At 60.1% G+C, this 15,237-nt stretch carries 13 protein-coding genes and 1 pseudogene; 5 read left to right on the top strand and 9 right to left on the bottom strand.

The features are described from left to right. Positions 1–59 precede the first annotated feature (59 nt). The gene (locus JQF37_RS28670; protein ID WP_130207697.1) at positions 60–812 is read right to left on the bottom strand and encodes an anti-sigma factor; all 753 of its coding nucleotides are present in this window, start codon (positions 810–812) and stop codon (positions 60–62) included. Next, on the bottom strand, positions 809–1,315 hold the full coding sequence (locus JQF37_RS28665) for a sigma-70 family RNA polymerase sigma factor (protein WP_130207695.1): 507 nt from the start codon (positions 1,313–1,315) through the stop codon (positions 809–811). The genes JQF37_RS28670 and JQF37_RS28665 overlap by 4 nt, the downstream gene beginning before the upstream one ends. Positions 1,316–1,479: 164 nt before the next feature. Between JQF37_RS28665 and JQF37_RS28660 the strand changes: the two genes are divergently transcribed. The 3 genes from JQF37_RS28660 to JQF37_RS28650 all read left to right on the top strand — a co-directional run bounded on the left by JQF37_RS28660 (position 1,480) and on the right by JQF37_RS28650 (position 4,257). Continuing rightward, positions 1,480–2,565, top strand: a complete 1,086-nt coding sequence (locus JQF37_RS28660; protein ID WP_130207693.1) for a catalase family peroxidase — start codon at positions 1,480–1,482, stop codon at positions 2,563–2,565. Next, complete coding sequence (locus tag JQF37_RS28655; RefSeq protein ID WP_130207691.1) at positions 2,562–3,107, top strand: cytochrome b; 546 nt, start codon at positions 2,562–2,564, stop codon at positions 3,105–3,107. Before JQF37_RS28660 ends, JQF37_RS28655 begins: the two co-directional genes overlap by 4 nt. Positions 3,108–3,417: 310 nt before the next feature. Further along, positions 3,418–4,257 (top strand): hypothetical protein, encoded by an 840-nt coding sequence (locus tag JQF37_RS28650; protein ID WP_130207689.1) that lies wholly within the window; start codon positions 3,418–3,420, stop codon positions 4,255–4,257. A gap of 76 nt (positions 4,258–4,333) precedes the next feature. Here the strand turns inward: JQF37_RS28650 and JQF37_RS28645 are convergent, their stop codons facing one another. From JQF37_RS28645 to JQF37_RS28635, 3 genes are all read right to left on the bottom strand, one after another. Then, positions 4,334–5,479 carry a M14-type cytosolic carboxypeptidase gene (locus JQF37_RS28645; RefSeq protein WP_130207657.1) on the bottom strand — a complete coding sequence of 382 codons (1,146 nt, stop codon included), beginning with the start codon at positions 5,477–5,479 and terminating at the stop codon, positions 4,334–4,336. 503 nt (positions 5,480–5,982) lie between these two features. Further along, positions 5,983–6,276, bottom strand: a complete 294-nt coding sequence (locus tag JQF37_RS28640; protein WP_130207655.1) for a hypothetical protein — start codon at positions 6,274–6,276, stop codon at positions 5,983–5,985. Positions 6,277–6,314: 38 nt separating this feature from the next. Beyond that, the gene (locus tag JQF37_RS28635) at positions 6,315–6,659 is read right to left on the bottom strand and encodes a DUF3077 domain-containing protein (RefSeq protein ID WP_130207653.1); all 345 of its coding nucleotides are present in this window, start codon (positions 6,657–6,659) and stop codon (positions 6,315–6,317) included. 129 nt (positions 6,660–6,788) lie between these two features. On the opposite strand from JQF37_RS28635, the gene JQF37_RS28630 reads away from it, so the two are divergent. Further along, on the top strand, positions 6,789–7,427 hold the full coding sequence (locus JQF37_RS28630) for an XRE family transcriptional regulator (protein ID WP_130207651.1): 639 nt from the start codon (positions 6,789–6,791) through the stop codon (positions 7,425–7,427). Between the two features lie 39 nt (positions 7,428–7,466). Here JQF37_RS28630 and JQF37_RS28625 read toward each other — a convergent pair whose 3' ends face one another. The 4 genes from JQF37_RS28625 to JQF37_RS28610 all read right to left on the bottom strand — a co-directional run bounded on the left by JQF37_RS28625 (position 7,467) and on the right by JQF37_RS28610 (position 13,149). Beyond that, positions 7,467–9,422: an acetyl/propionyl/methylcrotonyl-CoA carboxylase subunit alpha gene (locus tag JQF37_RS28625; protein WP_130207649.1), complete on the bottom strand. Its 1,956-nt coding sequence runs from the start codon at positions 9,420–9,422 to the stop codon at positions 7,467–7,469. Beyond that, positions 9,422–10,237 (bottom strand): gamma-carboxygeranoyl-CoA hydratase, encoded by an 816-nt coding sequence (locus JQF37_RS28620; protein ID WP_130207647.1) that lies wholly within the window; start codon positions 10,235–10,237, stop codon positions 9,422–9,424. The genes JQF37_RS28625 and JQF37_RS28620 overlap by 1 nt, the downstream gene beginning before the upstream one ends. Before the next feature lie 128 nt (positions 10,238–10,365). Beyond that, positions 10,366–11,973 (bottom strand): carboxyl transferase domain-containing protein, encoded by a 1,608-nt coding sequence (locus JQF37_RS28615; RefSeq protein ID WP_130207645.1) that lies wholly within the window; start codon positions 11,971–11,973, stop codon positions 10,366–10,368. 12 nt (positions 11,974–11,985) lie between these two features. After that, positions 11,986–13,149, bottom strand: a complete 1,164-nt coding sequence (locus tag JQF37_RS28610; RefSeq protein ID WP_008031893.1) for an isovaleryl-CoA dehydrogenase — start codon at positions 13,147–13,149, stop codon at positions 11,986–11,988. A gap of 226 nt (positions 13,150–13,375) precedes the next feature. Between JQF37_RS28610 and JQF37_RS28605 the strand changes: the two are divergent. Then, positions 13,376–15,073: pseudogene (locus JQF37_RS28605) on the top strand (AMP-binding protein). The last annotated feature ends 164 nt before the right edge of the window (positions 15,074–15,237 follow it).

Genomic DNA, 15,237 nt, shown 5'->3' with positions numbered 1-15,237 from the left:
ACGTGTATGCGAACCCCGTAGACGCTGCCAGGCCAGCGTCTACGGGATTGATGTGGCGCTTAGAACTGAGTTGTCTGTTGGAGCATCTGCGCCGCCGGCGTATCCGCCGGGCTGACCATCGCATAGTTGTAGCCGCCCCCTGACCAGTACTCGGCCTGCAAGCCGTCATCACGCCGACTGCCCCGTGGCAGCAGGAAGTTTTTCGGCCCTGGCGGGCGCACGTAGAAGCTGATTTTGTGCCCGCCCTGATCCTCATAGACCACCATCGCCGCCGGCCCTTGCTCGGTGCTGAGCAAACGCCCGCTGACCGGTTTGAACCCGGCGCCCGAGAGATCGGGCAGGCGATTGGCCTGGGTGAAGTAGCGGTCGAGCCAGCCTTGCATGTCGCCGTCGGTGCTGACCTTGTAGTCGGCTGGCAGGATGCCTTGCTGGGCAATCAGTCGGTAGGCCTGCAGGGCATCGGTCATGGGCAGCGGGGCGCTGGCGAGGGTCATCTCCCGTGCCTGCCAGCCGCTGACCCCGCCGATGCCGACGGCGATCAGCAATACAGCGGCGCTGGCCAGGTGACGACGGGACTGGCGTTTGAGGCGTTGACGAATCATCACCGGATCGAGGTCCGGGTTGGCCGGTTGCTGCAGGGCGCCGCTCAGGGCTGCGCGCAGTTGCTGGGCGTCCTTTTGCCAGGCGCGCACCTGCTCGGCAATGGGCGCGTTGCCCGAAAGATAAGTCTCCACCAGGCGTCGGTCGTCATCGCTGAGTTGGTGGTCGACATAAGCGTGCAGATCACGCTCGCTGGGGGGCATGCTGATCATTTGAGTCTCCGCAGGGAAGGGCGGTTGATTTCACCATCGCTGAGTTGGCGCAAGGCCTGGCGGGCCCGGGACAGACGGGACATCACCGTGCCGGTGGGGACATCGAGAATCTCGGCGACCTCTTTGTAGCTCAGGCCTTCCACCGATACCCAAAGCAGCAGTGCGCGCTGTTCGGTGGGCAGTTGGTCGAAGGCGTTCAGTGTCGATTGGGCGATCACCGTGCGCTCTGCCGAGGGCTGCGCATCGTCGCGTCCGGTGAAGAACTCGAGCATTCGTGCATAGCGTCGGGAGCGCCGGTGAGCGTCGAGGAACTGCCGATAGAGAATCGAAAACAGCCAGGCACGCAGGTCTCCCTCGGGCCGCTTGTCGCCCCAGGCCGACAGTGCCCGCTCCAGGCACGACTGCACCAGATCGTCGGCACTGCTGGGATTTCGCGTCAGCGATACGGCGAAGCGGCGAAGCCTGGGAATAATTTCCCGCAATTGTTCGTCGATATCATTCATGAAGTTCTGACCAGTCACTACGCTGTGGTGAGTGTCCAGGAAGACGCATGGCAATCGAGGTTATTCCACGCCGGAAAAAATAAATACCGAGCGATGGAATAAACCCTCGGGGGGATCGTCTGTCTGGTTCTTCTCACTTGTGGCCGATGGCCCTGGAGTCCTTCATGGTAGATCGATCAACACCGCCCACCCGGCCACCCCTGAGTACCGCGAGCCTGATGATGCGCCTGGCCGGCATTGCCGTGGTCGTCGCTGTTGTGGCTGGGGCGTTTGCCTACGTCAACGGCACCCTCGACCCACAACGGCTGACGCCGAAAAAGCTGATCAATGTGCTGGAAACCAACAACGGCGTGCACCCAGGGTTCCGGCGCAATCACTCCAAAGGCGTGTGCGTGATCGGCCATTTCGAGAGCAGCGGCGAAGCGCGCAGTTACTCCTCGGCACAGGTGTTCAACGAAGCGCGGACCCCGGTGGTCGGGCGTTTCGCCTTGCCGGCGGGTAATCCCTATGCGCCGGACAGTGCCGTGCCAATCCGCAGCCTGGCGTTGCGCTTCACCCAGGCCAACGGCCAGCAGTGGCGCACCGGGATGAACAGCATGCCGGTGTTCCCGGTGGGCACGCCCGAGGCGTTCTATCAATTGCAACAAGCCCAGTCGCCAGTCCCGGCCACCGGCAAGCCGAACCCGGCGGCGGTGCCGGCGTTCTTCGGCTCGCACCCTGAAGCCGCACCGTTCCTGGCGTGGATCAAGACCGCCAAGCCGTCGGCCAGTTACGTGACGGAAACCTACAACAGCGTCAACGCGTTTTACCTGGTGAACGCCGCCGGACAACGGCAGGCGGTGCGCTGGAGCATGGTGCCGGTGGCTCAAGATGCATCGGGCGCGACGGCCCCGGAGGGCAGCGATTATCTGGAAAAAGACCTGGTTCAACGCATCGCCGCAGGGCCGTTGCGTTGGCAATTGAACATCACCCTGGCCAACCCCGGCGACCCGGTCAACGACGCGAGCAAGGCCTGGCCCGACGGACGCAAGGTGCTGAACGCCGGCACCCTGGTCCTTGAAAGCACCCAGCCGCAGCTCAGTGGCGAGTGCCGTGACATCAACTACGACCCGTTGGTATTGCCAGCCGGGATCGAAGGTTCCGACGACCCGTTGCTCGCCGCACGTTCGGCCGGTTACGCCAATTCCTACCTGCGCCGCACCAGCGAAGTCAGCCAGTTACCCGCCGCCAAACAGGAGGCCAAGCAATGAGCGCCCAACCGAACCATTTCGCTCCCCTGGCGCGACTGCTGCACTGGCTGATGGCGCTGATGATCATCGCCATGCTGTTCATCGGCGCAGGCATGGTGGCCTCGGTGTCCGAGCGTCATGAATGGCTGATTCACCTGCACAAACCCTTGGGCGTCGCCATTCTGCTGTTGGTGATCGTGCGTCTGCTCGTGCGGTTCTCCACGCAACAGCCGCCGTTACCCGCGGATTTGCCGGGTTGGCAAGCGCTGGCGGCCAAGGCCTCCCACGTGCTGCTGTACGCCCTGATGTTGATATTGCCGCTGCTGGGCTGGGCGATGATTTCGGCCTCGGGCGAACCGGTGATGCTCAGCAGTTCGTTGCAATTGCCGTCGATCCTGCCGGCCAACGCGCAAGTATTTGCCTTCCTGCGCAAGGCCCACGGGTATCTGGCTTATCTATTGTTCTTGACGGTGTTGCTGCATTTGGCTGCGGCGCTGTTTCATGGTTGGGTGCGTCGGGATGATGTACTGGACAGTATGTTGCGGGGCAAGGATCGCGGTTAGTCGCAGTTTGAAAAAAGCTCTTCCGAATGCAGTCCAAGCCTCCGGCAGCTCAGAAGAATATGGATACCTGAGCTGCCGGAGGCTGCGATTTTTTTGATATTAAAAATTATCAGCGAAACGTAACTTTGGTTGGTGGTGCCAAGGTGAATGTTCGTTAGGGATTTTTATTGCCAAACAGTATAAATAAAATATAGGGCGCTGTTACTTTTGACAGGTTCTTTCTTTTACAAATGCTGATCCAATGGTTTTTAACTGCTGTGTGAATAGCGGTGTGGCTTCAGATAATTTGGATACAAGAAGGAATATGATCATGTTTGGATTAACACGATGGACGAATGCGAAGTGCGCTCTGAATATACTGTGGGTTGTTTCAGTAGCTGTATTGGTGGGGGGATGTTCATCTGTTAATCAGTCGAAATCCGTGCCGTCTTTGGCGCCAAGCCCCGAGGCCAGTAATGTGAGCCAGACTATCGTATGGCTCGGTCCTCTTGAACATCCATTTACTGTGTCATGCATGGGCAACAGCGGGGTGATGGCCGGCGACAAGTATGAAGCGCTTCGCGAAAAATACTTTGTCGGGTGTGTGACGCCTCAGTTTCAAGGTCAAAACTTGCGTCCTGCTGACTCAGAACGAATCTCTGGCGCTATGTCGATGTGTCCCGATAATAAGGTTCAAGCCGGGGAGGCAATTACATTTAACCTAAGGGGAATCATCTGCGTAAGTCTTATACAGTCGGACTCCACACCCGTGCTAATTCCAGATACAAGCCATATACCTCCCACGGGCGATATTGACCGCACCTACGTTTGCCCAGAGGGCGAATATATACGAGGTCGGCGGGTGGTTGGAGGACGAGTGGCTTACATCTGTGGGCGTCCCGAGTATGGCCCACCTCCGGCGCCAACAGAATTTCGGAAAACAGGTTCAACGGCCACCTCTATTTCGTTCGCCTGGCAAGCCTTAACACAACCAAGCGTCCGTTATGAAATTTATAAAATGAATACTATGATTCCATCAGGAACTAAAATTGGCGACACCACCGGGTTGGTCTTTACCACGAGTAAAAGTAGCAGAGAGTGGATTTACTATGTTAAAGCGGTAAGTCCCGCTGGAGTGGTTTCTCAGCGCAGTAATGTAGTTGTTGATTAACTATTATAATTTTTACTGTGACATGACTCATAAAAAGTGGAATGGCTGCATGCAATGCATGCAGCCAACGAGTTGATCAGCGCAACGTATCAACCATCTCGGCCACCGTGGTCAACACATCTTTCCCCAACTGCTTCGACCGCTTGCCCGACCAGCCCGTCAGCGGGTTCGGATGATCATCATTATCCTTGAACGGCATTTCCAGGGTCAGCGACAGGCAATCGAATTTCTCACCCACGCTGTTGCACGCCAGCGTCATGTTGGCCTTGCCCGGTTCGTCGCGGGTGTAGCCATGTTTGGTCTGGAAGTCCTTGGTCAGGTGCTTCAGATGATTGCGAAAGTGCTCTTCCAGTTTTTCGATTCGCGGTGTGTAGCCTGGATTGCCTTCGCAGCCGGCGGTGAACACGTAGGGGATTTCTTCATCGCCGTGAATGTCGAGAAACAGGTCGACGCCGTACTTTTCCATCTGCTGCTGTACGAAAAAGACTTCCGGGCTGATTTCCGGGCTGGCGCTCTGCCAGGCGCGGTTCAGGTCCTGGCCCATGGCGTTGGTGCGCAGGTGACCGTGGAAGGCGCCGTCCGGGTTCATGTTCGGCACCAGGTACAGGTCGGCACTGGCCAGCAGCTTGTTCAGTACCGGATCATCGTGTTTTTCCAAACGTTCGATCACGCCCTCCATGAACCACTCGGCCATGTGTTCGCCCGGATGTTGCTGGGCGATCATCCACACCTTTCGCTGGCCTTCGGCGCCCGAGCCTTTGCGCAGTAGCTGAATGTCCCGACCTTCGACGCTCTTGCCGGTGGCCAGCAGTTCTGTGCCGGCCTTGGTCAGCGCCTGCTCGATCAACCAGTCGTGACGGCCACGGCTGTAGGGTTCGAAGTAGGCGAACCAGGCGTGGGTCTGGGTCGCTTCAAGACTGAAACGCAGGCAGTCGCCTTCGAAGATGGTCGGTACGCGAAACCAGTTCACATGATCGTAGGACGCCACCGCCTGATAACCGTCCCAAGCCTTGTTGTAAGAGGACTTGCTGGCATTGTTCAGGCGAAACCAGTGCTCCTGTCCGACGTGCAGGCCACTGGCTTTGAAGTGGAACCATTGAAAATGCTGGCTGCGGGTGTCGGGCTTGATGGCCAGCAGCGCCTGCAGCGGGTTGCTGATGTCCAGCACTTCAATGTTGCCGCTGTCGAAGTTGGCACTGATGTCGAGAGAGGATTTAGCCACGGTTGGGTTCCTGTTTAGATTTTATGGCGGCTACTTTACACGCAAGAGAAGGGGGTAAGGAGCGACTGAAAAAACGTTTCACCCTTCCTGCGGGGCCCGTGTCCGCCACGAAGCGCTCCTTCTCAGCGTAGCGATCATCCGTGTTACCACCAGCACTGTTTTGAGGCTATCGAGTTGCAGAATGGGGGCATTTCTACGCGTTCTTCGTTTGGTGCGCTCCATGCAGCCTGCCCCTCTATATAGCCGGCCCCGATCTCAACCCGCTTTGGCGCCGTGGGCATGAGGTGTGCGGCCTGACCCGTTACGGGCGGATTCGCATATCGTGGTGTATTGAGGTCAGGAGGGCGAGGGTGTTGCATCCTCGCCTGCATACCCGCTTCAACCTGAGGGTGACGGCAAGACAGGTCATCGCAGAGACAAGGAACGGGGGGGGCAGACAGATGATGTAAAACGGGGGCGTCTTCCTTGACGCTGTCGCAGCTTAGAGACTGTGGAATTGATTCTCAAGTGCTATTTTTTGGTGGTTCGCCCCAATGATGCCGGGCTGCCCATGCCAGCGGACATTCTTCTGATATCGTCCGCGCCAGTGCGTGTATGCGGCACTTGAAGACCAGATCGCCAGAAAACGGGCAAAAAAAGACCCGGCAATAAGCCGGGTCAAAAACCGTGATTAGCCTGATGAGGAGATAGACCAAAAGTCCGACCTGAGGTCCCTTGATCCATCGACTGATCTCGCGACCAGATGACGCAATAATAATCATTCTCGTTTGAGGGTCAAGCTTTTTTTGTCTTGGCATCGGAAAGTTCTTTCCGATCCTCTGTCAGCGCCTTCCTCTTATGCTTTCTGGTGCCCCTCCAGGGAGCGGGTGACCATGGCTTTGGCCATATCGATCATATGCACTGCCGAAAACGCCAGGTCCCGACTGGCGCCCTGCAGGTGATTGGCTGACTCGTAGGCGATGGCTGCGGCACAACGCAGCAGATCGGAAGCATGGACCAATGCCTCTTCACTGCTGATGTTGCGGTTCACATCAAAGAAGCGCTCCTCGACCTCATGCTCTGAAACCGCCGGCTTCAAGTAGTAGTCCAGCGCCCGCTGGGCGGCGGCGGAGCCTTGGGGCGAGGTGAGGGAGGTGTCGATTTGCATGTCGGGCAGTTCGTTGGCCGGTTGTTGGGTCATGGTGATGGCAAGCTCCGTGATAGGTTCAGATCCGTGAGCTCATCCTAGTACGATTTGTATTTGTGACCATGGGTTTAATACTACAATTTGTGTTTTGATGGCCGGAGTTGCCCCAGTATCGTGCCGCCCATGGATAAATGGATCGAATTGGTCAAGGCCAAGATGAGTGAACTCAAAGTCACTCAGGAAATACTCGCTGAACGCCTCGGGATGTCCCAGGGCGGCATTGGCCATTGGCTGAATAAACGTCGCGAGCCGGGTGTCGAGAACATGAATCGGGTGTTGAAGGCGCTCGGCATGGACTTTTTGGAAGTGGCGCTGGTGATCCGCGAAACCACGGACGCGAAGGACGACGAAGTTTCCCTGACGCAAAAGTACAATCCGTACTTTCGATACCCGGTCAGTGACTGGAAGGCAACCGCTGAAGTGCGCGACGGAGAACGGGCGCAGTACCGTTTTGAATTGTCGGACTACCACGCCCAAGGCTCGGCATTCTGGCTGACGGTGACCGGCGACGCGATGACCGCCCCCAGTGGCCTGAGCATTGGCGAAGGCATGTTGATTCTGGTGGACCCGGACGTGGCAGTGGAGCCTGGCAAACTGGTCATCGCGCAATGGCCGGACAGCGCCGAGGCGATCTTTCGCAAGCTGATCGAAGAGGGCGGGCAGCGTTACCTGGTCCCGCTCAATCCGACGTATCCCAAAGCCCTCTACACCGACGACTGCCGAATCATCGGCGTGGTGGTTCAGGCGACAGCCAAGTTCTGACCGGATCGGTCCTCGCAAGGCGCAGGACCGATCTTCATTTCACGCTTCTTCGAGTTCGACCAGCGCACTGCCTTCGCTGACCATCTCGCCTTCCTGGCAATACAGCGCCTTGATCACCCCGGCGTGTGGCGCACGAATGCTGTGCTCCATCTTCATCGCTTCGAGCACCACCAGTTGCGCCCCGGCTTCGACCGTTTGCCCGGCCTCTACCAGCACTCGCACGATGCTGCCGTTCATGGGAGCGGTCAGCCCGCCCTGATGGCTGTGACTGGCTTCGACGGCGCTGATCGGGTCATAGGCTTCGATGCGGCGCAACTCGCCATCCCATTGCAGATAGACCCGCTCACCACGGCGGATGGTCCGATGCTGGCGTCGCACGCCGTCGTGCTCGGTGAGCAATTGCTCACCCTTGAGTCGCGCGCCCTGGGCGTTGATGGCGCCCAGCGTCAGCGCGCGGTCCTGGCCTTCGCAACTCAAGTGCAGGGTGATTTCCGATGGCAATCCTGCGCGGAAACCGTTGCTGTCGGCCCAAGGCGAACTCGGGTCATCGAAGCGCGGTGAACGAGGCTGGCTCTGGGCAAATGCCTGGGCGGCGGCTTGCCAGAAGTCGTCGCTGAGCGCCGCCGGCGCCGGCAATAGTTGCTCCTGATAACGCGGAATGAACCCGGTATCCAGTTCCGCTGCGGCGAACGCCGGATGGGCAATGATTCGACGCAGGAAGTTGATGTTGGTCTTGAGCCCGCCAATGGCGAACTCATCGAGCATGCTCAGCAGGCGCAACCGTGCCTGTTCACGGTCCTCGCCCCAGGCAATCAACTTGCCGAGCATCGGGTCGTAGAAGGGTGAAACCTCATCGCCTTCCTCAACGCCGCTGTCGACACGACGCCCCGGTCCCTCGGCCGATTCACGATACAACTCCAGGCGCCCGGTCGCCGGTAGGAAGTCATTGCCCGGGTCTTCGGCATACAGCCGCACTTCAATGGCATGGCCGATCAGCGGAACCTGATCCTGGGTCATGGGCAGTGCTTCACCGCGCGCGACGCGAATCTGCCAGGCCACCAGGTCGAGGCCGGTGATGGCTTCGGTGACCGGGTGCTCGACTTGCAGGCGCGTGTTCATCTCCATGAAGAAGAACTCGCCGCGCGCATCCAGCAAAAACTCCACGGTGCCGGCGCCGACATAACCGATGGCCTGGGCCGAGCGCACGGCCGCTTCGCCCATGGCACGCCGCAGTTCCGGGCTCAGGCCTGGTGCCGGTGCTTCCTCGACGACTTTCTGGTGGCGACGCTGAATCGAGCAGTCACGTTCGTTGAGGTACAGGCAGTTGCCGTGTTGATCGGCGAACACCTGGATTTCCACGTGGCGCGGTTTGAGCAGGTATTTCTCCACCAGCATCCGCGAATCGCCAAACGACGATTGCGCTTCACGCTGGGCCGAGGCCAGGGCTTCGGCCAGTTGGCTGACGTCCTCGACCACTTTCATGCCCTTGCCGCCACCACCGGCCGTGGCTTTGAGCAGCACCGGGTAACCGATGCGCTCACAGGCCGCGCGGAAGGTCTCGAAGTCTTGCGCTTCACCGTGATAACCGGGCACCAGCGGCACGCCAGCGGTTTCCATCAAGGCTTTGGCGGCCGACTTGCTGCCCATGGCGTCGATGGCCGAGGCGGGCGGGCCGAGGAAAATCAGGCCGGCCGCTTCGATCGCACGGGCGAACCCGGCGTTTTCCGACAGAAAGCCGTAACCGGGGTGGATGGCCTGGGCGCCGCTGGCCTTGGCGGCGGCGATCAGTTTGTCGATTTGCAGGTAGCTGTCGGCGGCTTTGCTGCCACCGAGGTCGACGCGAATATCGGCTTCGCGGCTGTGGCGGGCGTCACGGTCAGTGGCGCTGTGCACGGCCACGGTGGTCAGGCCCAGGGCCTTGGCGGTACGCATGACCCGGCAAGCGATTTCGCCACGGTTGGCCACCAGCACAGAGGTGATAACAGGTGCGCTCATCAACGGGGCTCCTTGGTGGTGGTTTCGGCCTGCCAGCTCGGCGGGCGTTTTTGCAGAAAGGCGCGCAGGCCTTCCTGGCCTTCAGGGCTGACGCGGATGCGGGCAATGGCGTTCTCGGTGTAGCGACGCAATGCCGGGTTCAGCGAGCCATCGCCGACTTCACGCAGCAGATCCTTGCTGGCACGCATGGCGGCGGGGCTGTTGAGCAGCAGGTTGTCTATCCACTGTTCGACCATTTGCTCCAGATCGATCAGCGGATAGCTCTCCGACAACAAACCGAGTTCCCGCGCCCGTTGCCCGCCGAAGCGTTCAGCGGTCAAGGCATAACGTCGGGTGGCCCGTTCGCCGATGGCTTGCACCACGAACGGGCTGATCACCGCCGGTGCCAGGCCGATGCGGACTTCTGACAGGCAGAATTGCGCGTCATCGGCACCGATGGCCATGTCGCAGCAACTGATCAGGCCCAGCGCGCCACCAAAGGCGGCGCCTTGCACCACCGCCAGGGTCGGCACTTTCAGTTTGGCGAGGTTGTACATCAACTCCGCCAGTTCCCGGGCGTCGTCGAGGTTGGTGTGGTAATCGAGTTCGGCCGATTGCTGCATCCAGGCCAGGTCGGCTCCGGCGCTGAAATGCTTGCCGCGGCCACGCACCAGTAGAAAACGCAGGCTGGCGTCGTTCGATACCTTGTCCAGCGCGAGGATCAATTCGCGGATCATCTCGGCGTTGAACGCGTTGTTCTTCTCTTCGCGGCTGAGCCACAGGGTGGCGAAACCCCGAGGGTCGGTCAGCAATTCGAGGGTGTTGAAGTCGCTCATTTTTTATTCTCCACGGCACTTGCAGGAGCGAGCCTGCTCGCGATGGACTGAAGGGCGACGCGTTTATCCGGAACACACGCGTTATCGTTAACGTCCATCGCGAGCCAGCTCGCTCCTACAGGGTCGGATCACATCCGGAACACGCCGAAGCGGCTCGGTTCGATTGGCGCGTTCAACGACGCGGACAAGGCCAGGCCCAGGACATCGCGGGTCTGCGCCGGGTCGATGACGCCGTCGTCCCACAGCCGTGCGCTGGAATAGTAGGGGTGGCCCTGTTCCTCGTATTGGTCGAGGATCGGTTGCTTGATCTCGGCTTCCTGCTCGGCGCTGAAAGCCTGGCCACTGCGCTCGGCTTGCTCGCGCTTGACCTGCACCAGCACGCCAGCCGCCTGCTCGGCACCCATCACGCCGATGCGCGCGTTCGGCCACATCCACAGGAAACGTGGGTCATAAGCACGGCCGCACATCCCATAGTTACCGGCACCGAAGCTGCCGCCGATGATCACCGTGAATTTCGGCACTTTGGCGCACGCCACGGCGGTCACCAGTTTTGCGCCGTGCTTGGCGATACCGCCGGCCTCGTATTTCTGCCCGACCATGAAGCCGGTGATGTTTTGCAGGAACAGCAACGGGATGCCGCGCTGGCACGCCAGCTCGACGAAGTGCGCGCCTTTTTGCGCGGCTTCGGCGAAGAGGATCCCGTTGTTGGCGAGGATTGCGATCGGATAACCGTGCAGGTAGGCGAAACCGCACACCAGTGTGGTCCCGAACAGCGCCTTGAATTCGTCGAACACCGAACCGTCCACCAACCGGGCAATCACTTCGCGCACGTCGAACGGTTGCTTGGCATCGGCCGAGACCACGCCGTACAACTCGTCGCTGCTGTAGAGCGGGGCGATCGGTGTGCGTTGCTGAACCTCGCCCTGTTTGCGCCAGTTGAGGTTGGCCACACTGCGGCGCGCTATTGCGAGGGCGTGCTCGTCGCTCTCGGCGTAATGGTCGGCCACGCCCGAGATCTTGCAGTGCACATCGGCCCCGCCCAGGTCTTCGGCGCTGACCACTTCACCGGTCGCGGCTTTCACCAGCGGTGGGCCGGCGAGGAAGATCGTCGCTTGCTCGCGGACCATGATCGCTTCGTCGGCCATCGCCGGGACATAGGCGCCGCCAGCGGTGCAGGAACCCATGACCACGGCAATTTGCGGAATGCCCATGGCGCTCATGTTGGCCTGGTTGAAGAAGATCCGCCCGAAGTGCTCGCGATCCGGAAACACTTCATCCTGGCGCGGCAGGTTGGCGCCGCCGGAGTCCACCAGGTAGATGCACGGCAAGCGGTTTTGCTGGGCGATGGTTTGGGCGCGCAGGTGCTTTTTCACGGTCAGCGGGTAGTACGAGCCCCCTTTCACGGTGGCATCGTTGGCGACGATCATGCATTCGACGCCTTCCACACGGCCGATCCCGGCGATCACGCCAGCGGCGGGAACGTCTTCGCCATAAACCCCGTAGGCGGCCAATTGGCTGATTTCGAGAAACGGCGAGCCTGGATCGAGCAGGCGATTGATGCGCTCACGGGGCAGCAGTTTGCCCCGCGAGGTGTGGCGTTCTTGCGCTTTCGGTCCGCCACCTTGCGCCACTTGGGCGAGCAGGGTGTGCAGGGCGTCGACCTGTTTGAGCATCGCCGCGCTGTTGGCGGCGAATTCCGCCGAACGGGGGTTGAGCTGGGTATGCAGGATAGCCATGGACAGCTCCGTTTAGCGGGTTTCGTTGAACAGTTCGCGGCCGATGAGCATGCGACGGATCTCACTGGTACCGGCGCCGATTTCATACAGCTTGGCGTCACGCAGCAGACGACCGGCCGGGAATTCGTTGATGTAGCCATTGCCGCCGAGGATCTGGATCGCGTCGAGGGCCATTTGCGTGGCGCGTTCGGCGCTGTAGAGGATCACGCCCGCAGCGTCCTTGCGCGTGGTTTCGCCGCGCTCGCAGGCCTGGGCCACGGCGTACAGGTAGGCGCGGCTGGCGTTGAGCTGGGTGTACATGTCGGCCACTTTGCCCTGGATCAGCTGGAATTCGCCGATGCTTTGGCCGAACTGCTTGCGGTCGTGGATGTACGGCACGATCAGGTCCATGCAGGCCTGCATGATCCCGGTCGGGCCACCCGAGAGCACCACACGCTCGTAGTCGAGGCCGCTCATCAGCACTTTCACGCCGCCGTTGAGCACGCCGAGGATGTTTTCTTCCGGGACTTCGACGTCATCGAAAAACAGTTCGCAAGTGTTCGAACCGCGCATGCCGAGCTTGTCGAATTTGTTGCTGCGGCTGAAGCCTTTCCAGTCGCGTTCGACAATGAAGGCGGTGATGCCGTGGGGGCCTTTTTCCAGGTCGGTCTTGGCGTAAATCACATAGGTGTTGGCGTCCGGACCGTTGGTGATCCAGGTCTTGCTGCCATTGAGCACGTAGTGATCGCCGCGCTTGTCGGCGCGCAGCTTCATCGATACCACGTCGGAGCCGGCGTTCGGTTCGCTCATCGCCAGGGCGCCGATGTGCTCGCCGCTGATCAGTTTCGGCAGGTATTTGGATTTCTGCTCGTGGTTGCCATTGCGGTTGATCTGATTGACGCAGAGGTTGGAGTGCGCGCCGTAGGACAGCGCAACCGAAGCCGAACCGCGGCTGATTTCTTCCATGGCCACCACGTGGGCCAGGTAACCCAGGCCAGCGCCGCCGTACTCTTCCGGCACGGTGATGCCCAGCAGGCCCATGTCGCCGAACTTGCGCCACAGGTCGGCGGGGAACAGGTTGTCGATGTCGATCTGAGCGGCGCGCGGGGCGATCTCTTTGGCGACGAAGGACTGAACCTGATCGCGCAGCATGTCGATGGTTTCACCGAGGGCAAAGTTCAGGGATGGATAGCTCATGGGGCACCTTTTGGCTTTTTTGTTGGGTGGGGAGGGCAGTGATTCAGCTCTCACCTTTACGTTAACGTAAGCCTGTGACGAATGGCTGTCAATCGCCCTTTACGTTAACGTCAACTTGAGCGAGAGTAGAGTTGTTCTTACAGACTGGCGTCGCACTCTGTGGCGAGGGAGCAAGCACCCTCGCCACACATGCCGCGCACCAACAATAAAGACAATAGGGGTCGTCATGGATCAACCCAGTGCACATCCGCAGCGCAGCTACACCCGCGGTTCCCAGGACAAAGCCTTGCTGGCGATGACCATTGGCCAGGTGTTCGACAACACCGCCGCGCAGTACCCGGACGGCGAGGCGCTGGTCGTGCGCCATCAACAGCTGCGCTACACCTGGCGGCAATTGGCGGACGCGGCGGACCTGCACGCCAGAGCCCTGCTGGCGCTGGGCCTGCAGACCGGGGACCGCCTGGGGATCTGGGCGCCGAATTGCGCTCAGTGGTGCATCAGTCAGATCGCCAGCGCGAAGATCGGCGTGATCCTGGTCAACATCAACCCCGCCTACCGCAGTTCCGAACTGGAATACGTGTTGAAGCAATCCGGCTGCCAATGGCTGGTCTGTGCCGGGGCGTTCAAGTCCTCCAATTACCACGCCATGCTGCAAGGCCTGGTGCCGGAACTGGCGGAGCAATCCATTGGCAAGCTGCAGAGTGATCGCTTGCCGGCGTTACGCGGCGTCATCAGCCTTGATGCGCAGCCACCCGTCGGTTTCCTGCCCTGGTCGCAGCTGAGCGATCTGGCGGCCGGGGTGTCGGTCGAGCAATTGCACGAGCGCCAGGACAGCCTGCATTTCGACCAGGCGGTGAACATCCAGTACACCTCCGGTACCACCGGGTTTCCCAAAGGCGCGACCCTCAGTCACTACAATATTCTCAACAACGGTTACATGGTCGGTGAAAGCCTTGGCCTGACCGCCGCCGATCGCCTGGTCATTCCGGTGCCGCTCTATCACTGCTTTGGCATGGTCATGGGCAATCTGGGTTGTATCACCCACGGCAGCACCATGATTTACCCCAGTGACGCCTTCGATCCGCTGCTGACCCTGAACACCGTCGCCGAAGAGAAAGCCACTGCGCTGTACGGCGTGCCGACCATGTTCATCGCCATGCTCGATTAGCCTCAACGCAACGATTTCGATCTGTCGACCCTGCGCACGGGGATCATGGCGGGCGCGACCTGTCCGATTGAGGTGATGCGGCGGGTCATCAGCGAAATGCACATGAGCGAAGTGCAGATTGCCTACGGCATGACGGAAACCAGCCCGGTGTCCTTGCAGACCGGGCCGTCAGATGACCTGGAGTTGCGCGTGACCACCGTCGGCCGAACCCAGCCGCAACTGGAAAGCAAAATCATTGATGAGGCGGGCAACCTGGTGCCGCGCGGCACCATCGGCGAACTGTGCACCCGCGGTTACAGCGTGATGCTCGGCTACTGGAACAACCCCGAAGGCACTGCCGAAGCAATCGATCAGGCGGGCTGGATGCACACCGGGGACCTGGCGAGCATGAACGACGAGGGTTACGTGTGCATTGCCGGGCGCAACAAGGACATGATCATCCGTGGCGGCGAGAACATTTACCCACGGGAGCTGGAAGAGTTCTTCTTCACCCACCCGGCCGTGGCCGATGTGCAGGTGATCGGGATTCCTTGCTCGCGCTATGGCGAGGAGATTGTTGCCTGGATCAAATTCCACCCCGGTCACAGCGCGACCGAGCAGGAACTGCAAGCCTGGTGCAAGGAGCGCATCGCGCACTTCAAGACACCGCGTTACTTCAAGTTCGTCGAGGAGTTTCCGATGACGGTGACCGGCAAAGTCCAGAAATTCCGGATGCGCGAGATCAGCATCGAGGAGTTGCGTAGCAATAACGACTAACGCAAACCCCTGTGGGAGCGAGCCTGCTCGCGATGGCGATAGCACATTCAACTTGGATGTCGACCGACCCACCGCTATCGCGAGCAGGCTCGCTCCTATGTATGGACTCGCCCCCACTTTCAACCCGCTTTTGAACACTGCTACCCGGTTGCATCTATGTATAA

Source organism: Pseudomonas sp. MIL9, from assembly GCF_016887925.1.
Lineage (GTDB): Bacteria > Pseudomonadota > Gammaproteobacteria > Pseudomonadales > Pseudomonadaceae > Aquipseudomonas > Aquipseudomonas mohnii.
The sequence above is the reverse complement of the archived record's forward strand: the minus strand, read 5'-3'. Positions and strand labels throughout refer to the sequence as shown.